Raw genomic sequence first — 23,669 nt, 5'->3', positions numbered from 1 at the left:
TCGTTTGGCGCAGGACTACCCGGCTGGACAACCGCCATTCGTCCAGAGAGACCAACGTCTACTCCAGAGGACGGTCGACACCGCAGTATTCATTCATATCCAGGCCAGTGACCGCCAAACCCAGCACGGCAGAGCGGTAGGCTGAATCTCAAACTACGTCAGGGAGCTCATGTTTCGTCGTATCACCGGTTTGTTGCTAGTCCTTGGACTCGTTGTTGGCGGAAATGCCTGTTCCGCACCTGACGACGGTAGCTCCACGGCCGATGCCCTAGCTAAGGCACTGACAGCCCACACCGTGGGCGATTTGAGTTTCGACAAGCCCGCATCAGACGTACAAAACGAGCTGACCGAGCTTGCCAAAGGCATTGATCCGGTGTGGCCGACGGTCGCAGTCAGCGGGGTGGAAGTCAGCGAAGACACCGCCCGCGTATCACTGGACTACACCTGGAAACTGCCCGAGGTTGAAAAAACTTGGACGTACTCCACCGGTGCCGATATGAAGCGCGACGGAAGCGGCTGGGTCATCACCTGGTCAACAGAAATGGTTCAACCGGATCTCAAAACCGGGGAGCGTTTCCAGATCAGCACCAAGGAGAGTGAACGGGCGGGAATTCTCTCTGCCGACGGTGAAGCCATCGTGAAAGACAGACCAGTACACATTGTCGGGATCAACAAGGACGGCCTAAACGAGGCAGAAGCCGCCGCTTCCGCTAAGGCGTTGGCGGCGGTCCTGGACATTGACGCCGCAGTCTACGCAGCGAAGGTCAAAGCCTACGGCCCTGTAGCCTTCGTTGACGCCATCACCTTGCGTGAGGATGCCTTCAAGGCGTTGGACCAGGACAAACTCAAATCAGTCCCCGGAATCCTCGTTGTGCCGGACACCATGCCGTTGGCGCCGTCTCGAACCTTTGCTTCAGCGATTCTTGGGACGGTGCATGAGGCCACAGCGGAGGACATCGAAAAGTCGGAGGGCAAGATTGTTGCTGGCCAGATGGTCGGTACCGGTGGCCTGCAAGCGGCTTTTGACGCGCAACTCTCCGGTACCGCTGGGGTCATCGTCAGCGCAGTTCCCGCTGCCGCAACTAATTCCGCAACTAGTGCCGCTCCTACTGCAACTACCACGGACGACGCCGGGGCCTCACCCATTGAGCCCACCGCACCACCGAGGACCCTCTTCTCTGTCGACCCCATCAAGGGCAAAGACGTGAAAACTACCTTGGTCCCCAGCGTTCAAAGTGCAGCAGAAGCGGCGCTGGACAGTGTAAAAACGCCAAGTGCAGTTGTTATTATGCGCCCCTCCACCGGGGCAATTTTGGCCGCTGCGAATGGCCCTGACAGCAACGGTTACAACACGGCGTTCTTGGGACAGTACGCTCCGGGTTCGACCTTCAAGATGGCTACGTCGCTGGGATTGCTGCGCATGGGCATGGGCCCGGAATCAACAGTGAGCTGTACTCCGGAGTTCACTGCCGACGGCAAGAAGTTCCTCAATGCACCCGGCTATGCGCCCGAGGCGACGGGTGAGGTGTCCTTGACAACCGCCGTCGCACATTCCTGCAATACCGCTTTTGTCTCACAGTTTGAAAAACTCTCGCAGGAGAAGCTGGCTGACGCAGCTGGCGCTTTGGGGATCGGCATGGTCAATGATCTGGGCTTGGACGCCTATATGGGTGCTGTGCCGCGTGATTCGAAGGGAACTGAGCATGCAGCGTCGTTGATAGGACAGGGAAAAGTGCAAACCTCGCCGCTGGCAATGGCGACCATGATGTCCTCCATGGTCAAGGGTGCAGTGGTTGTTCCTGTTCTCGTGGACGGCCATGACGGCACAGCGAAACCCGCCGAAGGTGCTGCCCTGACCGCGAAAGAAGCCGGTGACCTGCGCACCATGATGCGGGCGGTAGTGACTGATGGCTACTTGTCTACCCTTGCAGATCTGCCTGGTGCCGAAGCGATTGGAAAGACGGGAACGGCCGAGTTTGGCACAGATACCCCGCCACGCACCCATTCGTGGGTCATTGCCGCTCAGGGTGACATTGCCGTGGCGGTCTTTGTCGAAGACGGGGATTTGGGTGCCATCACGGGCGGCCCGCTGGCCAAGGCGGCATTGCTGGCGGCGCAATAACAGATCAAGAATGTACGCAAAATTACAGAGGAGAAACATGCACAGCTCGGAAGCAAATAACGTCAAGTTTTCCCTGACAAAGTTCCGGGCCGGCTACGAGCTGGCAGAGGTGGACGATTTTCTCGATAGTCTGCATAACGCCCTCGCTCAATGGGAGTCCGGCCGTCCGGGCACAATCCTCGCTGCAGGGGTGGTCCATCAGCGTTTCGCCGTCACGAAGTTTCGCAACGGCTACGACCAAGACCATGTGGATGATTTCCTTGTTAAGGCCGCAGCTACCTTGCAGGCTTACGAGAAAGGCAGCAAGCCGGGCTACTGACTGGAACTCCGGCTTCTGCTGGAGACTCAATTATCGGGGCTCAAATCGCGGCGTCGAAACTGCACGATGCCCAGTGTCGCCAGTGCTACGGCCAAGAGTGCAAGGATTACCAGCGGTAGCAGCATGAACGTGTCTGCAGGTAAACGGGGGACGGCACCGAAGGGGGTAGCCCTGATGGTGGCTACGGACAGCGAGAACAGATTCCCGAACATGGCCGCTAGCACCGAGGCACCGTATACGGACCAGCTGATACTGATGGCCCATCGGGGCGCAAACCCCGTCAGGAAAAGCATCACGCCCATCATCAGCAGCACGGCCGGCCAGTAGAGGAGCGATGCGCCCGCCAGCTGACTGCCCGTGGCCGCGCCTTGCGAGGAGACACCTGTCAGATATCCGCCGATCAGCAACATGAGGGCGGAACCAATCGCAGCCACCAGTATCTGTGCGGCCAACCACTTGTAGCGCGAGAGCGCTCCGGCCAGTTGGGCATCGAGGCGCCCGCTGGCCTCTTCGCCTCGAGTAGCAGAGAGGCACTGCATCGCAAAGGCTCCGGCGAGCAAACCGTTGAAGAGCACAAAGATACTCAGAACACCGTCGAGCAAACTGTCGGAAGTGCCCACAAAGGAACGGGCCAAGGGGTTGGTGGGGTCAAGTGCGTCTGTCATAGCCCGGGCAACACCGCCGAAGAACACTCCAGCAACCATGGCGCCAACAAACCAGCCCACCAGACTGCTGCGCTGCAACCGCAACACGAGCCCCACAGGCTCAAGCAAAAATCCTGATGCGCGGGACGGCCCGTGTCGATCAGGGAGTAGACCGCTACCCAAATCCCGGATGCTTTCAAGACGTAGCGCGAGCACGCAGCAGCCCAGTGCCAGAAGCACCAGAGCCAGCAGCGGCCACCACGTATCTTGTCCATAGGGCCTCATATTTTGCGCCCAAGCAATGGGGGAGAACCAGCCCAAGACGTTGGGACTCCCGGCGCCGAGATTCCCGGCGCCGAGATTCAAGGTGCTGCCATTCAGGGCACTGGGCGTCGGGGTGCTCGGATCCACCCCGCTGGACTGTAAATCTGCCCCGGCGCGGATGAAGTAAAACACGGCCAGTAATCCCACTCCCAGCGAATTGGCGCCCCTACTCGTGGAGCTCAGTTGCCCGCAGATTGCCGCAACGCCCACGAAGGCCAGCCCCGTGCCAGCAATGGACGCGCCCATGACGAAGGAGCCGGCCGCTGGCAGCGTCACAAATAGGCACAACAAAGAGACCAGCATTCCCGTCAGGAGGCTGAGGCCACCTGCCACCGCGTAGTTTGCCGTGCTGTAGGCGTGACGGCCGATAGCCGAGGATTTCAAGAGTTCGGTACGGCCAATCTCCTCATCTGCCCGGCCGTTGCGGGTGACCAGAAAGATGGAAGCGAAGCCCAGTGCCACCGCCAAGGTCATCCAAATCTTGATCACGAGTATGCCGCCCAAAGATCCGGCAGCGTATGGTAACCCCGTCAACGCTGCCACCGCTGGAGTATTGGCCACTTGAGCATAGGCATTGCGTGCAGCCTGGGTGGGAAAAGCCTGCTGCTGGGAATCGTAGACAACGGGAATCATCAGCGCCAAGACCGCGGCCCAGATGCCCAACCGGAGCCAATTGCGGCGAAGGATGAACCGGGCACAGAGCCAAAATCCGGTTGTGGCCCTTGACCGCGGCAGGACCTGTGCAACCGCGCGTGGAGTGCTCGCGCTGCTCATCGTGATCTCGAAGTCCGTGCAGTCGTGCCATCGTAGTGGCGCAAAAACAAGTCCTCCAACGAGGGTGGGCTGGAAAGTAGACTATGCGGCGAATAGTTCGACAGCGCCAACAACACCGTACCTAAATCATCATCACCCACGGTGAAAGTTGCGTGGGTGCCAGTAACCACGAGATCGTTCACGCCCGCCACCGCGGCCAACACCGACGCATCTTGGTCTAACACCACCGAGACCGTGGTCCGGTGGAGGTGACGCAACGCGTCCAGCCGTCCAGACTCAACGGTTTTGCCATCCCTGATGATCGTGACGGTGTCGCAAAGTTTCTCCACTTCGGCGAAGATATGGCTGGACAGCAGCACGCTGCGACCCTCCGCCTTGACCTCCTGAATACATGCGGTGAAGACCTGCTCCATCAATGGGTCGAGGCCGGAGGTGGGTTCATCCAAAACCAACAGCTCGGCATGAGAGCTCAGAGCCGCCACAAGGGCAACCTTTTGCCGGTTTCCCTTTGAATAGCTGCGTGCCTTCTTCGTGGGATCGAGCTCAAAGCGCGCCAGCAAACTATCGCGCTTGGTGTTGTCGACACCACCACGGAGGCGGGACAGGATGTCGATGATCTGCCCGCCTGTGAGGTTGGGCCACAGGCTCACCTCTCCGGGCACATAGGCAATGCGTCGATGAAGTTCGACGGCGTCACGCCAAGGATCGCCGCCCAGCAAAGTCACGCTGCCGCCGTCGGACTTCAAGAGTCCCAGCAGGATGCGGATGGTGGTCGACTTTCCAGAGCCGTTGGGCCCAAGAAATCCAGCAACGCTGCCCTGCTCCACGAGTAAGTCCAAGCCAGCCAAGGCGGGGGTCTTGCCAAATCGTTTCTGCAGGCCCGTGACCTCAACAGCCAGCTCATTCATCGACATGATCCAGCCCCTTTCGTGATGCCTGGGAAATCCTCAAGTGCGGCATCGGGACAGCGAGACAATCAATGACGGCGCCCTGCAACCGTGGCTGTCCAGACACGTCATGATGAGCTGCACTCATAATTTGCAGGCTACGCGCATGCATTGACTGCGGCAATGGATAGGCTGTCTGCATGGAGACAGTTGCACCGCTTGCACCGTTGGAAGATGCTTGCACCGTAGTCATTCTGCGTGACGGCGGCTCAGGCCTGGAGACGTTGATGCTGGAGCGGCCCACCAACAGTCGCTCCTTTGGGGGTGCGTGGGTGTTCCCTGGCGGGAAGGTTGACCCCGCAGACCGCGTCGACGGCTTTGGCAGAGTGTTGGATGAGCTTGCCGCGGCCCGGGTGGCCGGGCTGCGTGAGCTGGAAGAAGAGACCGGACAGCAACTCACACCAGAGGAGCTGATCTGGGTCTCGCAGTGGACGCCCATGCAGGCCATCCCGCGACGGTTCCGCACCTGGTTCATGGTGGCTCAGGCAGCGCCTGGGAAAATTGTGCTCAACCCGGATGAACACGACCGTTACGCCTGGCTCACGCCTGCCCAGGCACTTGACCAGCATGCCCGGGGAGAAATGACGCTGGTGGCTCCCACCTGGGTCACTTTGCACAACCTCGACGGCGTTGCCTCAGTAGCGGATGCGTTGGCAGGCGCCAGAGTAGGCGCCGCCACACGTTACAACAGTCACCTTCTGGTATCCGAAACGGGAATCCGCCCAGACGGAGTGCTCTGGGCCGGTGACGAAGCCTACCCAGCCGCGGATGGTCTAGCAGCAGCCCCCGGCGCGCGACACAGGCTCATCACTAAGACGCTGCCTTGGGTCTTTGAACATACGAGTCTTTGAACACGCGCGAGGCCATAGAAAACTACAAAGGATTAAGGATCAGGTCATGAAGACGCAATGGAAAGAATTGAGCCAAGTGCGGCGGTGCATGATTGTTGCCGCCGGGGCTCTCCAGCTGACGTTGCAGGCAGCCGCGTTGCGAGACATCGCACGGAGAAGCCCAGCGCAGGTCAATGGATCAAAAGCGGGGTGGGTGGCGGCGTCGTTCATTAACTTCGCCGGACCGCTTGCCTACTTTGCTAAAGGACGGAAGAAGTAGCACCGAAGTAGCTAGCTCAGAGTAATCCGAGTTCGGCTACGGCGTCCCGTTCGGACTGAAGCTCCGCCACGGAGGCGTCAATCCGGGCGCGGGAAAACTCGCTGATGTCCAGACCCTGCACAATGCTGTAACTGCCGTCTGCCGTGGTGACCGGGAATGAACTGACGAGTCCTTCGGGCACGCCGTAGGAGCCATCGGAGGGGACCGCCATACTGGTCCAATCGCCTTCGGGGGTGCCATGGACCCACAAACGCATGTGTTCGATGGCAGCGTTGGCGGCCGATGCGGCCGATGATCCGCCGCGCACGGAGATGATCTCGGCTCCGCGCCTGGCTACCCGTGGGATGAACTCCTCGGCGACCCAAGATTCCGCCACTAACGAGCTGGCGGGCACTCCGCCTGCCGTGGCGTGGCTGATATCGGGGTATTGGGTAGCCGAATGGTTGCCCCAGATGGCCACGTTCTTGATGTGCGAAACCGGGTATCCTGTCTTGGCAGCCAGCTGCGCCACGGCCCTATCGTGATCCAGTCGGGTCAGTGCTGTGAAGCGCGACGCCGGGATGTCGGGTGCGTGCGACGCCGCAATTAGGGCGTTGGTATTGGCGGGGTTGCCCACCACCACGGCTTTGAGATCGGGTGCCGCACCAGCATTCAATGCCCGGCCCTGGACCGAGAAGATGCCGCCATTGGCGCTCAGAAGATCGGCGCGCTCCATACCCGGCCCACGCGGACGGGCGCCCACCAGCATGGCGATGTTGGCGCCGTCGAACGCCTTGATTGGATCATCGAAAACCTCCAAAGCTGCCACGAGCGGGAACGCGCAGTCCATCAGTTCTAAGACTGTCCCTTCAGCGGCTTTGGCAGCCTGCGGGATTTCTAGCAGATTCAGTTTCACCGGTACGTCGGGGCCCAGCATGGCCCCCGACGCAATCCGGAAAAGCAACGCATAACCGATCTGGCCAGCGGCGCCGGTGACAGTGACTGTAACAGGGGCGGGAGCATGTGCGTTCATGGCGCCAGTCTAGCCCCGCCTACGCCGCTTGTGCGGTGATGTACCCCCTTCAATGGTGAGCGCCGCCGCTGGAGTTGGGACAACTGCCCGGGACGAGCAGACAGTACTGGAGGGGCCGATGCCGCGATAGGGACCGATGCCGCCGAAGGGGCTCGGGCAGGGACCTGGGGCAGTAAAAAGCGCGCCGTCCCTCATGAAAAACTAGGGGCGACGCGCTGGGTGAGAATTTATCCCACAACAGCCCATAAGGCTGAAATGGATTATTACAACGTTACGGTGGCTAGCTCAAATTCGAGGCGCTGCAGACGTTCGCGGTCAACGACGCCGTTGGGCTTGCCCAGGTTGACCACCATGAACGAGTTGTACGGAGTACCTGTGTTGAACTCGGCATCCATGCCTGCTGCATCAAAGCCTGTCATGGGGCCGGCGGCAAGTCCTGCTGAACGGGCGGCGAGGATGAAGTAGCCGGCCTGCAGGTGTGCGTTATTCACAGCCATGGTCTTGCGCATGTCAGCATTGCCCTCAAACATGGGGATCATCTTGGCCATGTGCGGTGCCGTGGTGGGCAGCAGATCGTGCCAGTCATTCGTGTAGCTCAGCACTGCCACCATGGGTGCGGTGAGGGTCTTGGCCTTGTTGCCATCGCCCATGTGCTCCACCAAACGAGTGCGAGCCTCTTCCGAGCGGACCCAGGAGATGCGCAGCGGCTGGATGTTCATGGCGGTCGGACCCATTTTGGTCAGGGCGTAAACAGCCTGCAGCGTCTCGTCGCTGATTTCTTCATCCGACCAGCTATTGGCAGTGCGTGCTTCTAGGAACAGAGCCGCGGCGGTTTCGCCGTCCAGAATAAGTTCGTTGTGGAGGTCGATCTCGGTAGCAACGTCAATGCTCATGAGCCCAGCTTTCTATAAATCTATAAATCGGCGTCAGTGTTCGACCTGTACAGCGCACGTAGTGGATGGTTTTGTTTCTGGTTTTGCCATGACATGGCTCACAGTGCCAAGATGGCTGGACTGATCAACGCAAAGGAGCGGCAGATTTATGAGCCCATGGGCCATCCGGGATTTCCATCCACAAGATGTTGAAGGCATTCTGCAGCTGTGGCAGGCGTTGCGCGACAATGGTGTGCAGCCGGTTTACGATCTGTCCGAAGTGCTGGCCTCCTGCGAAAAAGACCATGCGGTGGTGGCCGTCCAAGGCGATCAGATTGTGGGGGCGGCTGTTGGCCGCGCCGCTCACGATCAAGGGTGGATTGTCTTCCTGGCCACGCTGCCGCCCTTCCGCGGCCGAGGCATCGGCACGCTGCTGCTGGCCGCCGTCGAAAATCGGATGGCCGCTCATGGCTTGAACAAGCTCTCAGCCCTGATGCCGGAAACTGAAACCCGGGTGGAGGCGTTCACCAACCGGGGCTTTGTGGTCAAGAAGAACCTGCGTTACTTTGAACGGCACATCCCCGTCCAGCGTGCCGAACTCGGTGCCCTGGAGGAGCTCGGCGGGCGGGTCTTGCCGCGGGATCTCTGGGATCGGGTGGCGGGTATGACTGCCGAAAAGGAACTGCTTGAGCGGCGCCTGGTACTGCCTCTGGCGGAGTCCGATCTGGCCGAGGAATTCGGGGTGGTGCCGCCCCGCGCCGTGGTGCTTTTTGGTCCTCCTGGGACAGGGAAAACCACCTTCGCCAAGGCGATAGCTTCACGGCTGGAGTGGCCCTTTGTGGAAGTCTTCCCATCCCGGCTGGCAGGCGAGCCAGGCGGTTTGGCCGGGGCTCTGCGTCAGACCTTCTTGGACATCGCCGAGTTGGAGCATGCTGTGGTGTTTATTGACGAGGTTGAAGAGATTGCCTCACAGCGTTCGGGGGAGCCACCGTCGCCCATGCAAGGTGTCACGAACGAGCTCCTGAAGATCATTCCGGCCTTCCGTGACCAGCCTGGCCGCCTGCTTGTGTGCGCCACGAACTTCATCCGGTCCCTGGATTCGGCCTTCCTGCGCCACGGACGTTTCGACTACGTGATCCCGATCGGGCTGCCTGATGAGCAGGCCCGCACCGCCATGTGGAACCGCTTCATCCCCGCTCATGTGGTGGCCACTATTGATGTAGCGGCGCTCGTGGCGGCCAGCACCGGTTTCTCTCCGGCGGACATTGAGTTCGCCGCTCGCAGCGCCTCCCAACGTGCTCTGGAAAAGGCCATGTTCGACGGCGGGGCCTCCTCAGGTGGGCCGGTTGCCTCCGTGGGTGAGAACACCCCGGTGCGGGGCCCGGTGACGGCCGACTATCTGGAGACAATTGCCGAGACGAAAGCTACCGTCAGTGACGCCGTCGCTGCCGACTTCCTTGAGGACATTGCCGCCCTCGCCCGGACATAACTCGCTAGGACGTCAGTGGTGGCGCAACCCCTGGCAGGCTGCTCGGGATCAAGTCCTGAGCGGCCTGCTTGCAGCCAGACCGGGCTGCCTACAGCCACGTCTTCTTTTTGAAGATGATGTACATGATGAAGCCCACCAGGAACATCAGAACTAGGGCAAAGGGGTAGCCAAACGCCCAATGCAGTTCCGGCATGTTGTCAAAATTCATGCCGTAGATAGAGCCCACAAATGAGGGTGCGAACAAGATGGCGGCCCAGGATGAGATCTTCTTCATCTGCTCACTCTCTGCCGCGTTCGCCTCGTTCTGCCGGTTGGCGGTCAGCGTGCCATCCACCGTCAGAGCGTTTTGCAGCAGCTGTCGGAACGAATCCGCCCGTGCCGTAACGGATTCAACATGGTCTTCGACGTCGCGCAGGTAGCGCTGCAGTTCAACGTCCACGTTGTACTTGTCAAAGCCGCCCTTGAGTCGATCAAGCATGTCGCGCAGCGGGTGAATGGCCCGCTGGAACTGAATGACCTCGCGGGAGAGCTCGTAGATGCGCCGGGAAACAGTGGGATCGCCGGAAAATAGTTGGTCCTCGATCTCGTCGATGTCATTTTCCAGACCGTTGACCACGGGCTGGTAATCGTCCACCACCTGGTCCATGATCGCGTACAGAACAGCTTCCGGGCCCATGGCCAAGAGCTCCGGATCGGCCTCAAGCCGGGTGCGAGTGGAGGACAAGCCTGGCGTTTCCGCGTGGCGGATGGTGACCACAAAGTCCTTGCCGGTGAAGACATGCAGCTCGCCAAACTCCACTGATTCATTCTCATCGATGTATCTGGCGGGCCGAAGCACGGTGAAGAGGACGTCGTCGTACCTCTCCAGCTTGGGGCGCTGGTGGGCCATGATGGTGTCTTCCACGGCAAGTTCATGCAGCGAAAACTCGGCGGCAAGAGACGTCATCTCCGCCTCATCGGGGCGGAACATACCAATCCAGGCCATGCCGCCGCAGGCGTCCATGACCTCGTAGGTCTGCTCGAGGCTGATGGGATCGGCGAAGCGCTTGCCGTTGACGTACACGGCGTTGTCAATGATGGTCACCTGCTCATTATGGGTCAGGTGGGTGCCATTTGCGTGCCGCGGCTAATCCAGCGGACCGGTGTGCCCGGGAATGTGCTGGAAAACCAGGGTGGTCTCGGTGTGCCCCACCACAGGATCGGTGGTCAGATTATCCAGCACCCAGTCGCGGAGGGCATCGGTATCGCGGACGGCAATGTGCAGGAGGTAGTCCACGGATCCGGAGGTGTGGAAGGTGGAAAGGACCTCGGGCAGCAGCGGAACACGGGCGGTGAACGTGTCAATTTCTTCCCGGTCATGGGCGCGTAACCGAACCGCGATGAGTGCCTGCACAGCGCGGCCAATCGAGGCCAGATTCAGTTTGGCTTCAAAACCTTCGATGGCGCCGCGTTCCATGAGGGCACGGGTACGCATCAAGGCGGTGGACGGCGCAATTCCCACAGTGTCGGCCAGATCGCGGTTGGTGATCCGCGCATCAGCCACCAGAGTGTCGATGATCTGACGGTCGACGGCGTCCAGCGGCTCGGCGTGGTGGCCGGCCTGGGTCTGCTCGCGCCGAACGTTCTTCGCTGGTGATGCCATGGGATCCTCCAAGGTATGCGTGCTTAGCGGGGACATTTTCGTTTGTAACGTCCGTTAGTTCGCTATACTAGCAAATTTCCGAACTATTGCGCTGTCTATGCGGTGGCGGTGGCGGGGCCTGTGCGGTGTGGGTGGAACGCGGTTGGACGCGGTAGCCGGATTAGAGTTCGCGCAGGAATTCTTTCACCACAGCGGCTACTGGAACGGCCTGAGCCGATTTCCAGCCGGTTCCCGCCCAGAGATTCAAAGCCCGAGGGTCCTGCGCTGCAGCCGCGGCGGCCCGGAGCGGGGCGGTCAGGAAGTGTACTTCGGGATAGGCCTCCGGAGCCGTAGCAGTGTGATCCCGGACAAAACCGTTGACCAAGGCGCGGGCCGGCTTGCCGGTAAAGGCACGGGTCATGGCCGTACGGGTGTAGCCGGGGTCGGCCAGGGCGTCCTTGTGAAGTGGCCGCGCGCCGCTCTCCTCCGTGCGGATCAGCGCGGTGCCGATGGCCACAGCCGTGGCTCCAGCGGCCAAGACAGCTTTGGCTTCAGCGGGGCCACTGACACCGCCGGCACCCACCAATGGCACGCTCACAGCAGAGCGAACCTCGGACAGCAATTGAGGAAGGGTGAGGTGAGTTCCGGTCCGGGAATTCTCGGCTGATGGTCCGCCAGCCGCTAAGAACGCCGCGGTGTGCCCGCCTGCGTTGGTGTGCTGAACCACCAAGGCGTCTACTCCGGTGGCTACCGCTGCCACCGCTTCAGCGGCCGACGTCACGGAGGCGACTACCCGCGTACCAGCCTGATGTAGCCGGGACACCACCTCGGCCGGAGCCAGGCCAAAGGTAAAACTCACCATGGGAACCGGATCCGCGAGCAGTAGAGCAATTTTTTCGTCCCAGTAATCTTGCACCCGCGGATCTTCCTGCGGCGGCGCAGCGAGAGGTACCTCTGCGCCATATCGGGCAGCCGTGGCCAGCAACTCGACCCGGTAAGCCGCCAAGCGGGCTGCCTCATCTGCTCCCAGCGGCGTTGTTCGCGGCACAAACAAGTTCACACCAAAGTCACCGCCTGTGGCGCGCAAGGGTGCAATGTGCGTGGCGAGTTGCTCAGCGGTTTTATAACCGCCGGCGGCGAAAGCCAAGGCACCGGCACCTTGGGCGGCCAAGGCGAGTGCCGCCGTCGTGGTTCCGCCAGCCATGGGTGCCGCAATCAGGGGTGTGTTAAACATGGCATTAGTCTAGGGGGGTGAACAAAAATACCTTGAAATCGCGCTCTGCCCGTTCACGTTTTGTGGGCCTGGATATTGGCGGCTCGAAGACGCGTGGAATCGTCTGGAGCGACGGCGTGGTGACCAGCGATTCCAGTGTTGGTAGCACCAATGTTCAAAACGTCAGCCCGGAAACGGCCGTGGCGAACATGGCCGCGTTGTTCGCTGAGCTGGAAGTGGATGGTGCCACGCATGTTCTGGCCGGTGCCGGTGGCGTTGATACGGACCAGGACGCCTTCGCACTGAGGAGCCTCATCGCACCTTTCGTCCCGGGGGCTCAGGTCGAGGTGGTGCATGACACCCGCTTGCTGCTGGCCGCTGCCGGTGCAACATCCGGGGTGGCCGTCATTGCCGGAACGGGTTCTGCGGCCTGGGGCATCAACGATTCGGGTGAACAGGCTCGAGCCGGGGGCTGGGGTTATTTGCTGGGCGATGAAGGCAGCGGTTACTGGCTGGCCCGCGAAGCCGTGCGTTACAGCCTGCGGCGGATGGACGCCGGGGAGCCCGTTGACGCGCTGACGGCCTCACTTCTTGACTATTGCGGACTGGCCGAACCTCAGTCACTGATTGCCCATTTCCACCAAGGAACGTCCCGACGCTACTGGGCTGCGGCATCCCCGGTCATCTTCGCAGCAGCCGCTAGCGGCCATGAGCAGTCGTTGGTTCTCGTGGACCGTGCAGGCGCAGATTTGGCCAAGATGGCCGCAGAAGTTGCCAGCCAGTTAAAGATTGCCGGTCCGGTGGTGCTGGGTAGTGGCATGGGCAGTAACGTTCCGGCGCTACAGGAAGCCTTCAGGTCCCATTTGGCTCAGCACGGGCTGGACCAGGTTCAGGTCCTGGGCCAGGACCCCATTTTTGGCATCCCACTTCTGGTGGCGCAGTCGCTTGTTTAGTCGACGGGCATAGAGAATGGCCTTAGAAAACGGGTCTTAGAAAATAGTTTCAGCCGGCGGGCGGGGGAGCGGTGCTTGCCCGCACAACTAGGGTCGGCGCCACGATGTCCGCAGTGGTAGCAATTTTCGGATTGGTGATTTGAGCGACGAGGCGGTGGACCGCACGGCGTCCGGTGTCCTCGAAGGACTGCCGCACAGTAGTCATCGGTGGGGTGGAATAAGCTGCCAAATCAATGTCATCGATGCCGACCACGGAAACATCTTCAGGAATGCGCCGGCCCAGCTCAGTGAGGGCCCGGATGACCCCAAACGCCATTTCATCACTGGCCACAAAGATGGCCGTCACCTCGGGCATCCGCCCCAGAATGAGTCCGTTACGGTAACCTGATTCCGGGCTCCAATCTCCGTGCAGTTCCGGGGGGACCTCGCGGCCAGCCTCCTGCAGGGTACGTCGCCAGCTGTTGAGGCGGCTGGAAGCATCGGACCATTCAATCGGACCAGCGAGATGCCAAACGGTTTTGTGGCCCAGATCCAAGAGGTGTTTGGTGGCCACGACGGCCGCAATATCCTGGTCCACGCCCACCGCGAGATCACCCATCCCGGCTGAGCTGTCAGTGTTGACGGTGGGGATGCGGGCAGTAATCTTTGCCACCTGCTCCACGGCTTCTTGTAGCGGTGCAGCGATGATGATGCCATCCACGCCCTGGTACACCAACCTGCTCACTGCATCGATGACGCTCTGAGAGCTGAGGCTGGAGGTTACCGAATTTACGGTGTAGCCAGCCTCGCGGGCACCCAATTCAACACCCAGCGCCAACGATGAGCGTGAATAGTTGTTGGTGGCTAGGGTCAGCACGCCAATGGTCTTTGAACGTCCGGTTACCAGTGCGCGAGCCGTGTTATTGCGGCGGTAGCCCAGCTCGTCAATGACCGCGAGTACTCGCCGGCGGGTGCCGTCCTGCACATTGGGGTGCTCGTTGAGAACTCGGGACACGGTCTGCGCGGACACTCCCGCCGCAGCTGCGACGTCCCGCATGGCGGGACCACGTTCATATTGCTGCGTGCTCATGATGTTCCTTGGGGTGGAGGGGACCTGCGGACTGCGCGAAGCGTGAGGAGTGATTTTGGAAGCCAGTCTAGTTGTTAGCATGTAAAATATCCCGAATTCGCCTGCAATGGGTGGGTTCTATTATTGCTGCCCGCAACAATACTGTTAGGGTTGTTATCCATAACAGTATTGTTGTTTCTGCGTCGGACCTAGTTCCAGGAGTTTAGTTGTCTACGTTTGTGACCTCGCCAGGTGCTGCCGGCGGCAGCACCGCACCCTCGCCGGAGGGGTCGGCTGTGCTGACACCAACGCCGGCGCTTAGCTACTCGGATCGCAAGCTTTTCAGGAACGGATCCCCGCACCGCATCATCGCAGGCGCCATGCACTATTTCAGGATCCACCCGGAGCAGTGGCCAGACCGGATAGAGCGCATGGTTGCCATGGGTGTCAATACTCTGGACACCTACGTGGCCTGGAACTTCCACCAGCCTTCTGCGGATGTGGCCCCCGACTTCACCGGGTGGAAGGACCTAGCCAAGTTCATCACGATGGCTGGCGATGCTGGACTGGATGTTATTGTTCGTCCCGGGCCCTATATTTGCGCCGAATGGGACAACGGAGGCTTCCCTGCCTGGGCCATTTCCGATCCAGAGATGGTGCTGCGCTCCTCGGACCCGCTGTTCACCAGCGCGGTGGAAGGCTGGTTTGATCATTTACTGCCTGTCATTGCGCCTCTGCAGGCATGCAACGGCGGACCCGTGGTGGCGGTCCAGATTGAAAATGAATACGGCAGCTACGGCGATGATCAGGAATATTTGCGTTGGAACCGCAAGGCGCTCCTTGACCGTGGGATCACCGAGATTCTCTTTACAGCCGACGGCGGCACAGACGACTTCCTTGACGGCGGTGCCCTGCCAGATACCTGGGCAACGGCAACTCTCGGCTCCCGCGGCGACGAAGCCGATGTCGTCTGGGAGCGTCGGCGCCCGGGTGAACACTTCTTTAATGTTGAATTCTGGAACGGTTGGTTTGACCACTGGGGAGAGGACCACCACACCCGCACCGGCAAGGATGCCGCTGCCGAAGCAAAGAAGATCCTTGACGTTGGCGGGTCAATCTGCCTGTACATGGCCCATGGTGGCACCAACTTTGGTCTAGGTTCCGGTGCGAACCACGATGGAGCCATCCAACCCACAGTCACTAGCTATGACTCGGATGCACCCATTGCCGAAGATGGTCGCCTGACCGAAAAGTTCCACGCCATGCGTGAAGCTTTCTTTAGAGCTTCTGGACGCGAGCTGACGCCTGTTCCAGCTCATCTGGACCGGCCTGCGCCCGTGGTCCCTGCAAGCAAGTTTGACCTTTTCCGAGGGACGGAACTGCTCGATTTTGTACGCGCCATCGAGCCTGTGCCGAGCGTCAAACCGCTATCCTTTGAAAAACTTGGGCTCGACCGCGGCCTAGTCCACTACAGCGCTCAAGCCGTACTGCCCGTAGGCGAAGCCACCATTAAAGTCCGTGAGCTGCACGACCGAGCCTACCTTTGGATTAACGGGCGGTTCGCGGGGGTGCTGACGGACGCCAATGGTGTGGATGGTTTGAAGGTGACCACTGGTGGTGGTGTGACCGCACTGGAAATTTTGGTCGAGAACCAAGGACGTATCAATTACGGACCGCTCTTTGGCCAAGGGAAAGGCATCCTAGACGGCGTCCTGATCAATCAGCGCTACGTCTTCCACTGGGAGCAGCGGCCCATCAACTTGGACAGGCCACTATCGGAGTTGCTTTCGCTCGGTGGGGCGCCGGATCATGTCGGTGAGCCGGAAAGTTCCGCTACTTCAGGTGCTGTGGCAACAGCGGATGCGGAGTCTGCTGCTGCGGGCCCCGGCTATTTCCATGGTGAACTGCACATCGCCGAACCGGCAGATAGCTACCTCGCCCTGCCCGGCTTCGGCAAGGGTATGGTGTGGGTCAACGGCTTCTTGCTGGGCCGCTTTTGGGAAGTGGGTCCGCAGGTGACGCTATATATTCCTGCACCGCTGCTCAAGGCTGGCGCAAACAAGATCACGGTGTTTGAGTTGGAACATGGGGGAACCCACGGTGAAATCCACGAGCAGCCGAATTTGGGTGGTGTCGGGGTAACGTATGTTGAGGATTTGGGGTAACCCGTACTCAACAAAAACTGTCATCACGGCAGTTAATACCAGGGAATCAGGGAGTTTCAGGTGCGCAAGAGGTTAGTCGCTGCACTCAGCGCGTGCATGGTTCTGGGCACTCTTGTCGCCTGCACTCCCGCACCTATCGTCACGATCCCCAGCAACTCGCTGTCTGCGGAGGCGCCTGAGCTAACTATTTCCGCTCCCTTATCTCCTTCTGGAGTAAACGCCAAGGAAGGTGCCTTGGTGGCGCAGGTGTACGCGGCGGCGCTCAAGGCGGCCGGGATCAAGGCTGTGGTGGAAGCTACGCCGGCGACACCACAGGATCAGCTCTCCGGATTGGCAGCAGGAAACGGGGACATTGCTCCTGGCTATTCACGCGAGCTACTGACCGCCTTGGCCCCCAGTACTACGGCAGAGACCCCAACTGAGGTCATCAGCGCCCTTAAAGACGCGGTTCCCGAAGGCATCAGTGTGCTGGATGCTGCTAAGTCCCAAGACGTGGACAACCTGGTGGTAACCGCTGCCACGGCGGAAAAGTACCAACTCAAGTCCATCGAGGATCTAGCCAAAGTCTGCGACAAGCTGTCGTTGGGTGGACCGGCTGGGTTCCATGAAAAAGGCAGGGGACTGGCAGGGCTGGGCAGCGACTATAACTGCGTGCCAAAGAAGTATGTGACCTTGGAACCGCTGTTCGATGGCAGCAGTGATGACCTCCTGTGGGCGCTCCTGCGTGATGACATCCAGGTTGCCGACATCCACAGCTCTGCGCCCGCAATAGCAGACAACGCACTCGTGCCACTGACAGATACCAAGCACCTGTTCCTGGCACAAAACGTGGTTCTGCTGATCGATAAGAACACGGTCCCGGCAGAGGTTCAGGACATCCTCAACAAGGTCAGTGGCGCACTCTCCACAGAGGAGTTGGCTAACCTCAACCGGCTGGCCCAAGACCGGTATTACGGCGACTTGTCCGAAGTAGCCACGGCATGGCTGATCCAGGTGGGACTGGTCAAAGCCAGCTCCTAAGGCAGCCATCAAGCCACTTGATTGGCATTGGCCCGGACACTGCGCCGATTCCAGCTCAAATTCAGGGCCCGGGTATGCCATATTGGATAAATGGCAGAATTCACCCAGTCCACCAAGCTTCACAACGTTCTCTACGACATCCGTGGACCCCTGCTGCAGAAAGCGCAGCAGATGGAGTCTGAAGGCCACCGGATCCTCAAGCTGAACATTGGCAACCCCGCGCCGTTTGGGTTCGAAGCGCCCGACGCGATTTTGGTGGACATGATCCGCCATCTCCCACACGCCCAGGGTTACTCGGATTCCCGCGGAATCTTCTCCGCCCGCACCGCAGTGGTGCAGTACTACCAAACACGCGGTATCCAGAACATCCATGTCGATGACGTGTACTTGGGAAACGGTGTCAGCGAACTCATCACGCTGTCGCTGATGGCGCTGCTGAACAACGGCGACGAAGTGCTGATCCCCGCGCCGGACTACCCCTTATGGACGGCCTCGGTGAGCCTTGCCGGAGGCAGGCCCGTCCACTATCTGTGCGATGAGGACAACGAGTGGTGGCCGGATCTGGATGATCTTGAGGCAAAAATTACGCCCAAGACCAAGGGCCTTGTCATAATCAACCCCAACAACCCCACGGGGGCTGTCTACCCGGAGCACATCCTGACGGGCATGATCAACCTGGCACGCAAACACAATCTGGTGGTGTTCTCGGACGAAATTTACGAGAAGATCCTCTACGAGGACGCCGTTCACATCAACACGGCCAGCCTCACGGGCGATGATGTGTTGTGCATGACGTTCAGCGGGCTGTCCAAGGCCTACCGGATCTGTGGTTTCCGGTCCGGGTGGCTGGCCATCTCTGGGCCCAAGGCTGCCGCTGCGGATTATCTAGAGGGCATTAACCTGCTGGCGAATATGCGCCTGTGCGCCAACGTGCCAGGGCAGCACGCGATCCAGACAGCATTGGGCGGGCATCAAAGCATCAATGATCTGATCCTGCCAGGCGGACGGCTACTTGAGCAGCGAGACCTGGCCTACCGAATGCTCAACGACATTCCGGGTGTCTCGGTCAACCAGGCCAAGGGCGCACTGTATTTGTTCCCCAAGCTTGACCCAGAGATGTACCCCATCAAGAATGATGAGAAGTTCGCCCTGGAGCTGTTGGAGTCTCAAAAGATCTTGATCTCCCACGGCCGGGCGTTCAACTGGCTACAGCCAGACCATTTCCGCCTTGTCACTTTGCCCAATGTTGTGGACCTTGAAGAAGCCATTGGGCGGATTGCCGAGTTCCTGAGCACGTACAAACCCTAGGAAAGGCCCACCGTGTCCCTGCCGCTTGGTTTTACTGATCACCCGTCCAAGATCCTGCGCGTGAAACAGGGCTTTTCTTTGGCGAAACAGCCCACCAACGCCGCTCCCGGGTACACCGGGAAAAAGGCCGACGGCGCCGCCACCTTGGCGGAGCGGGCGCCAGTTTTAGCCCAACTGCAAGAGCAGCTATTTGCCGAAAGTCGCTTTGGTGGGAAAAAATCCGCACTGCTGATACTGCAAGCTATGGATACAGCAGGTAAGGGCGGCATTGTGGGCCGGGTTGTGGGCGCCGTGGATCCGCAAGGGGTAAAGCTCACCACCTTCAAGGCGCCGACTGATGAAGAAAAGGCCCATGATTTCCTGTGGCGCGTGCGGCCGGCTGTTCCTGGACCCGGGATGCTAGGGGTCTTTGATCGGTCCCACTACGAAGACGTGCTGATTCACCGCGTTCACGGCTGGGCTGATGAGACGGAATTGGAACGGCGCTACCAGGCCATCAATGATTTTGAAGAAGAAATGGCGGCGTCAGGAACCACGATCGTGAAGATCATGCTGAATCTGAGCCCCGAAGAACAGCTGGAACGGCTCACTGCGCGACTCCAGGATCCCACGAAGTATTGGAAGTACAGTCCCACGGATCTTGATGAACGCTCCCATTGGGGGGCGTATATGGATGCCTATCAAAAGGTGTTCGAGAAGACGAGCACGGAAACCGCGCCGTGGTACGTGGTCCCGGCCGACAAGAAATGGTACGCCCGCATGGCCGTCCAAGAGATTCTCATCAAGGCGTTGGGGGGATTGAATTTGCAGTGGCCAGCTGGTGATTTCGATCTGGCTACAGAACGCGCCAGACTAAAAAACGCCTAAAGCCCAACGCTGACGCTCGCGCTTGGTTGCTGCCGTGCACTGAATTTCGTAGCCCCCGTATTTCAGTGCACTGCAGCACCCCGGGCGGGTGTTATTCGGCCTCGGTGCGGGCTGCGTTGAGGCGGGCTTTGGCGCCTTCGAGCCATTCTTCACAGCGTTTGGCCAAGGCTTCGCCGCGCTCCCACAAAGCCAAGGAATCTTCGAGGCTGGAACTGCCAGCTTCGAGCTGGTTGACAACGCCCATGAGCTGTTCGCGGGCCTGCTCGTAGCTGAGATCTGCGATGTCTGAGTTGGGGACTGTGGCTGCTGCGGGGCTCATACGGATTCCTTTGAGTCTGTGGAGGTGTCTGTGGATGTGGTGGAGCTTGCGGTGGTGCTGGTGGCGGTGGCCGTGAAATCGCCGACCGCTACACGAATTTTCACTAGTGTTCCGGCGTTGACCTGCTCGGAAGACCTGACAATGCTCCGGTCGTCCAGCTGGACAACGGCGTAGCCACGGTCCAGTGTTTTCTGCGGTGACAGGGCGCGGACTTGGGCGCGCAGATGCACTAGCTGGTCCGAATGCCGCCCCACTTGGGTGCGTACCGCGGTCAGAGCCCGGCCGCCCAAGGCTGCGACGTCGTCGTGCTTGGCAGTGAGCATGGACTGTGGGTTAGCCAAAACGGGTCGGGTACGCAGATAGGCCAGCCGTTCGGCTTCGCGGTCCAGCATCTCCCTGATACGGCGGTTGAGCTGGGTGCGGGCCTGGTCCACGCGTCGCAGTTCCTCGCCAACGTCAGGAACAATGCGCTTGGCAGCATCTGTCGGGGTAGAAGCGCGGAGATCGGCCACCTCGTCCAGGAGTGGCCTGTCAGCCTCGTGACCAATGGCGCTGACCACGGGGGTCAGTGCCGCAGCCACTGCGCGCACTAACGATTCATGGCTAAATGGCAGGAGGTCCTCGAGTGATCCGCCGCCGCGGGCGATGACAATGACATCGATACGGGGGTCGGCATCTAGTTCTTCTAGGGCTCCGATGACGCCGGTGACGGCGTTGACGCCCTGAACAGCGACCTCGCGGACCTCAAACTCTACAGCGGGCCAGCGTAATGCAGCATTGCGCAGAACATCCTTCATAGCGTCAGAATTACGCCCCGTGATGAGGCCGATCCGGTGCGGGAGCAGGGGCAGCGGCTTCTTGCGCCGTGGGTCAAAGAGTCCTTCGGCGGCCAACGCCTGGCGCAGCTTCTCGATTCGGGCGAGCAGGTCACCCAACCCGACGGGGCGAATGTCCTGCCCCTGCATGGACAGCCGCCCTGTCTTGAGCCAAAAATCAGGCTTGAGTTGGGCCACCACACGGGAACCGCGTTCCAGCGGAGCCTCCAACCGGCTCAAAACAGAACCCCACACCGTAACACTCAGGGACACCTCTGCATCAATATCGCGCAAGGTCAGGTAGCTGACATTGGCGCGCTTGTTTAGCTCGATCACCTGAGCCTCAACCCATGCGGGAGGAGCTTTTTCAATGTGAGTCTTGAGCTTCTGGCTCAACAACTGCAACGGCCACGGGTTATCTGGAGTTGTGTCCGCCGCCGTGGGTGCTAGGACCTTCCGCTCCGGTGGTTCCGTCATGAAAGTTTCGCCGTCCTTTGCTCCTGGGTGTCAGCCTGGTCTAATTGTGCTGCTTGTTAGTGCTGGTGGTTTTGCTGTTGCTTTGTTACTTGAGAACAACTCTATCTTTAGGCACTGACACGTGAACGCGGCTATCCACAGGCATGAACTACTATGAGGAATCATTGGGAGCAGTTTTTGTGGTTGAGGGATATTTCATGCGCACTGCAGTTTCGGCACTTCTTGTTATTGCGGCACTGCTGCTCGCTGCGATTGCCGGGCCTTCTCTCTGGCTGCAACGCAATGTTGTAGACGGACCCGGATTTACCAAGCTCGCCGGACCCCTAGGCAGTAACAGCGAATTCCAAGAGGGCCTATCCGCGCTGGCTGCCGATCAGGTCACCGGGTCCTTGGACCTGCCACCGCAGCTGAACGAGCTCGCTGGGGCCATCATTACTTCGGCGGCGAGGTCTCTGCACACCGACCCCGGCTATGAGGCTGCGTGGACCAAGACTCTGCAACGAAGCCATGAGCTGACCTTTAATGCTGCCGGGAATCAAGATGTGCAGGGTGATCTGAAGCTGGATATTGCCCCGTTGGTGGAACTGGTGGCCGCGAACGTCTCTGCGAACCTTGGTGTTCCTTTGCCCACGCCCAAAGACGTGGTCATCAGTGTGGACCAGCCCAAGGTGGCTCAAGCACTACCCTTGACGACCAAGCTGGGAGGCTGGTCAGGCTGGATGGTGTTCATCGCCGTGGACCTTCTGGCGCTGGGAATGATTGTGGCTCGCCGCCATGCACTGACGCTCATCCTCGGTGGTGCCGGTCTTGCCGCCGTGGCACTGCTGTGGTTGTTGGGTTCGGGGTGGGTTGAGAGCGCGTTGGTCGGGATGGCTGTGGGGCCGGAGGTGGCGCAACAATTCGGGATCCAACTTGGGGCGCTGGCTCGGGCCAGCTGGCAAGGCGGAATCACCGTCACGTTTGTCATCGCCGCGGTGATGATGGCCGCCGGTGGTGCAGCTCTCATGCTTAAGCGGCGGCGCACCACGTAGGATAGTGGATATGAGCACCACTGCCGTTTCCTTGTCCATGCCCGTCGTTCCGCGTCGTCGCAGGCCGCCCGAAGAGGTGGCTGCCGCCGCCCCGGTCACCGGAGAAAAGCGCGTCCTTCTGGCAGCGCCGCGCGGTTACTGCGCCGGCGTCGACCGCGCTGTGATCGCCGTCGAAAAGGCTCTTGAGCACTACGGTGCGCCCGTCTATGTGCGCAAGCAGATTGTCCACAACGTCCATGTGGTCACCTCGTTGGAAGCCAAGGGCGTCATCTTTGTGGAAGAAAACGAAGAAGTTCCCGAGGGTGCATTGGTGGTCTTTTCCGCCCACGGCGTCTCACCAGCTGTGGTCCAGTCCGCTGCCGATAGGGGACTGCGCACCATTGACGCCACCTGCCCCCTCGTGACAAAAGTCCACAAGGAAGCCGTGCGTTTTTCCAAGGAAGACAAGCACATTCTGCTCATTGGGCACGAAGGTCACGAGGAAGTGGAAGGCACGTACGGGGAAGCCCCCGAGAGCACCACGATCGTGAACAATCCGGAAGAGGCGCGCACGGTCCAGGTCGCGGACCCCGAGAACCTGATTTGGCTTTCCCAGACCACGCTCTCCGTGGATGAAGCCATGGAGATTGTTGAAATTCTGCGCGAACGGTTCCCGAAACTGCAGGACCCGCCCAGCGACGACATCTGCTACGCCACCACCAATCGCCAAGGTGCCATCAAGGAGATCGCACCGCAAGCAGATCTGGTCATTATTGTGGGCTCCGCCAACTCATCGAACTCAGTCCGTCTCGTGGAGGTCGCGCTGGAATACGGCGCCAAGGCCTCTTATCGGGTGGACTTCGCCGCCGAAATTGATGAGTCCTGGTTTGTTGGTGCCGCTACGATTGGCGTGTCCAGTGGCGCGTCCGTTCCCGAGGTCCTGGTGCAGGATGTGCTGCACCTGTTGAACCAGTACGGGTACGGTGCCGTGGAAGAAGTGGTGACCGCCAAGGAAGACATCCTGTTCTCCCTGCCCAAGGAACTGCGTGCCACCATGAAGGCTGCCGGAGACATGGACTACAAGGGCGTGCGCAGCTCCAACCTGTTGTAGTGCTTCCCTAAGATTCCTTGATATTTCCAGCATGACTAAAGCGGCGTGGCCCGAACCAAATGGTTCGGGCAGAGACAGTCTCGGCATGGAGCATTCCCTAACGCCACATTCATTGCGCCACAGCTACGT

22 protein-coding genes are annotated in these 23,669 nt (G+C 60.0%); 12 read left to right on the top strand and 10 right to left on the bottom strand.

From position 1 onward, the window contains the following. Positions 1-169 precede the first annotated feature (169 nt). Together AB0O97_RS05220 and AB0O97_RS05215 are read left to right on the top strand one after the other, a co-directional pair. Positions 170-2,122 carry a penicillin-binding transpeptidase domain-containing protein gene (locus AB0O97_RS05220; protein ID WP_363880746.1) on the top strand — a complete coding sequence of 651 codons (1,953 nt, stop codon included), beginning with the start codon at positions 170-172 and terminating at the stop codon, positions 2,120-2,122. Between the two features lie 37 nt (positions 2,123-2,159). Beyond that, positions 2,160-2,441 carry a DivIVA domain-containing protein gene (locus AB0O97_RS05215; RefSeq protein ID WP_363880743.1) on the top strand — a complete coding sequence of 94 codons (282 nt, stop codon included), beginning with the start codon at positions 2,160-2,162 and terminating at the stop codon, positions 2,439-2,441. Positions 2,442-2,467: 26 nt separating this feature from the next. Here the strand turns inward: AB0O97_RS05215 and AB0O97_RS05210 are convergent, their stop codons facing one another. Continuing rightward, the gene (locus AB0O97_RS05210; protein WP_363880740.1) at positions 2,468-4,183 is read right to left on the bottom strand and encodes an ABC transporter permease; all 1,716 of its coding nucleotides are present in this window, start codon (positions 4,181-4,183) and stop codon (positions 2,468-2,470) included. Continuing rightward, positions 4,180-5,097 (bottom strand): ABC transporter ATP-binding protein, encoded by a 918-nt coding sequence (locus AB0O97_RS05205; protein ID WP_363880737.1) that lies wholly within the window; start codon positions 5,095-5,097, stop codon positions 4,180-4,182. The genes AB0O97_RS05210 and AB0O97_RS05205 overlap by 4 nt, the downstream gene beginning before the upstream one ends. 173 nt (positions 5,098-5,270) lie before the next feature. Here AB0O97_RS05205 and AB0O97_RS05200 point away from each other — a divergent pair, with 173 nt between their 5' ends. Together AB0O97_RS05200 and AB0O97_RS05195 are read left to right on the top strand one after the other, a co-directional pair. Beyond that, positions 5,271-5,981 carry an NUDIX hydrolase gene (locus AB0O97_RS05200; RefSeq protein WP_363845439.1) on the top strand — a complete coding sequence of 237 codons (711 nt, stop codon included), beginning with the start codon at positions 5,271-5,273 and terminating at the stop codon, positions 5,979-5,981. Between the two features lie 46 nt (positions 5,982-6,027). Beyond that, positions 6,028-6,240, top strand: coding sequence for a PLDc N-terminal domain-containing protein (locus AB0O97_RS05195; RefSeq protein ID WP_363880734.1), 213 nt, complete (start codon positions 6,028-6,030; stop codon positions 6,238-6,240). A gap of 16 nt (positions 6,241-6,256) precedes the next feature. Here the strand turns inward: AB0O97_RS05195 and AB0O97_RS05190 are convergent, their stop codons facing one another. Then, the gene (locus tag AB0O97_RS05190) at positions 6,257-7,252 is read right to left on the bottom strand and encodes a malate dehydrogenase (RefSeq protein ID WP_363845433.1); all 996 of its coding nucleotides are present in this window, start codon (positions 7,250-7,252) and stop codon (positions 6,257-6,259) included. 263 nt (positions 7,253-7,515) lie between these two features. Beyond that, positions 7,516-8,145: a malonic semialdehyde reductase gene (locus tag AB0O97_RS05185; RefSeq protein WP_363845430.1), complete on the bottom strand. Its 630-nt coding sequence runs from the start codon at positions 8,143-8,145 to the stop codon at positions 7,516-7,518. Positions 8,146-8,293: 148 nt separating this feature from the next. Here AB0O97_RS05185 and AB0O97_RS05180 point away from each other — a divergent pair, with 148 nt between their 5' ends. After that, positions 8,294-9,613, top strand: a complete 1,320-nt coding sequence (locus AB0O97_RS05180; RefSeq protein ID WP_363880731.1) for a GNAT family N-acetyltransferase — start codon at positions 8,294-8,296, stop codon at positions 9,611-9,613. A gap of 88 nt (positions 9,614-9,701) precedes the next feature. Here AB0O97_RS05180 and corA read toward each other — a convergent pair whose 3' ends face one another. The 3 genes from corA to AB0O97_RS05165 all read right to left on the bottom strand — a co-directional run bounded on the left by corA (position 9,702) and on the right by AB0O97_RS05165 (position 12,468). Then, complete coding sequence (gene corA / locus AB0O97_RS05175; RefSeq protein WP_363880728.1) at positions 9,702-10,697, bottom strand: magnesium/cobalt transporter CorA; 996 nt, start codon at positions 10,695-10,697, stop codon at positions 9,702-9,704. Between the two features lie 42 nt (positions 10,698-10,739). Beyond that, entirely contained in the window at positions 10,740-11,255 is a 516-nt protein-coding gene (locus AB0O97_RS05170; RefSeq protein WP_363845423.1) for an Lrp/AsnC family transcriptional regulator, read from the bottom strand. A 160-nt stretch (positions 11,256-11,415) separates the two neighbouring features. Next, complete coding sequence (locus tag AB0O97_RS05165; protein ID WP_363880725.1) at positions 11,416-12,468, bottom strand: nitronate monooxygenase; 1,053 nt, start codon at positions 12,466-12,468, stop codon at positions 11,416-11,418. Positions 12,469-12,485: 17 nt separating this feature from the next. Between AB0O97_RS05165 and AB0O97_RS05160 the strand changes: the two genes are divergently transcribed. Continuing rightward, a complete protein-coding gene (locus AB0O97_RS05160) occupies positions 12,486-13,400 on the top strand; it encodes a BadF/BadG/BcrA/BcrD ATPase family protein (protein ID WP_363880722.1) in 915 nt (304 codons plus the stop codon). A gap of 49 nt (positions 13,401-13,449) precedes the next feature. Here AB0O97_RS05160 and AB0O97_RS05155 read toward each other — a convergent pair whose 3' ends face one another. Next, entirely contained in the window at positions 13,450-14,469 is a 1,020-nt protein-coding gene (locus AB0O97_RS05155; protein WP_363880720.1) for a LacI family DNA-binding transcriptional regulator, read from the bottom strand. A 206-nt stretch (positions 14,470-14,675) separates the two neighbouring features. Here AB0O97_RS05155 and AB0O97_RS05150 point away from each other — a divergent pair, with 206 nt between their 5' ends. The 4 genes from AB0O97_RS05150 to AB0O97_RS05135 all read left to right on the top strand — a co-directional run bounded on the left by AB0O97_RS05150 (position 14,676) and on the right by AB0O97_RS05135 (position 19,808). Then, complete coding sequence (locus tag AB0O97_RS05150; RefSeq protein WP_363880717.1) at positions 14,676-16,613, top strand: beta-galactosidase; 1,938 nt, start codon at positions 14,676-14,678, stop codon at positions 16,611-16,613. Between the two features lie 60 nt (positions 16,614-16,673). Further along, the gene (locus AB0O97_RS05145; RefSeq protein ID WP_363880714.1) at positions 16,674-17,633 is read left to right on the top strand and encodes an ABC transporter substrate-binding protein; all 960 of its coding nucleotides are present in this window, start codon (positions 16,674-16,676) and stop codon (positions 17,631-17,633) included. Between the two features lie 90 nt (positions 17,634-17,723). Beyond that, the gene (locus tag AB0O97_RS05140; RefSeq protein ID WP_363880711.1) at positions 17,724-18,941 is read left to right on the top strand and encodes a pyridoxal phosphate-dependent aminotransferase; all 1,218 of its coding nucleotides are present in this window, start codon (positions 17,724-17,726) and stop codon (positions 18,939-18,941) included. A 12-nt stretch (positions 18,942-18,953) separates the two neighbouring features. Continuing rightward, on the top strand, positions 18,954-19,808 hold the full coding sequence (locus tag AB0O97_RS05135) for a polyphosphate kinase 2 family protein (protein WP_363845404.1): 855 nt from the start codon (positions 18,954-18,956) through the stop codon (positions 19,806-19,808). A 91-nt stretch (positions 19,809-19,899) separates the two neighbouring features. On the opposite strand, the gene AB0O97_RS05130 is transcribed toward AB0O97_RS05135, so the two are convergent. Next, a complete protein-coding gene (locus tag AB0O97_RS05130) occupies positions 19,900-20,127 on the bottom strand; it encodes an exodeoxyribonuclease VII small subunit (RefSeq protein ID WP_363845401.1) in 228 nt (75 codons plus the stop codon). Then, complete coding sequence (gene xseA, locus AB0O97_RS05125) at positions 20,124-21,419, bottom strand: exodeoxyribonuclease VII large subunit (RefSeq protein ID WP_363880708.1); 1,296 nt, start codon at positions 21,417-21,419, stop codon at positions 20,124-20,126. The genes AB0O97_RS05130 and xseA overlap by 4 nt, the downstream gene beginning before the upstream one ends. Before the next feature lie 197 nt (positions 21,420-21,616). Between xseA and AB0O97_RS05120 the strand changes: the two genes are divergently transcribed. Next, on the top strand, positions 21,617-22,450 hold the full coding sequence (locus AB0O97_RS05120) for a hypothetical protein (RefSeq protein ID WP_363880705.1): 834 nt from the start codon (positions 21,617-21,619) through the stop codon (positions 22,448-22,450). A gap of 10 nt (positions 22,451-22,460) precedes the next feature. Next, on the top strand, positions 22,461-23,540 hold the full coding sequence (locus AB0O97_RS05115; protein WP_363880702.1) for a 4-hydroxy-3-methylbut-2-enyl diphosphate reductase: 1,080 nt from the start codon (positions 22,461-22,463) through the stop codon (positions 23,538-23,540). Positions 23,541-23,669 lie beyond the last annotated feature (129 nt).

The sequence above is a fragment of the Specibacter sp. NPDC078692 genome, from assembly GCF_040686835.1.
Taxonomy (GTDB): Bacteria; Actinomycetota; Actinomycetes; order Actinomycetales; family Micrococcaceae; genus Specibacter.
This window is presented reverse-complemented; position numbering and strand designations above follow the sequence as displayed.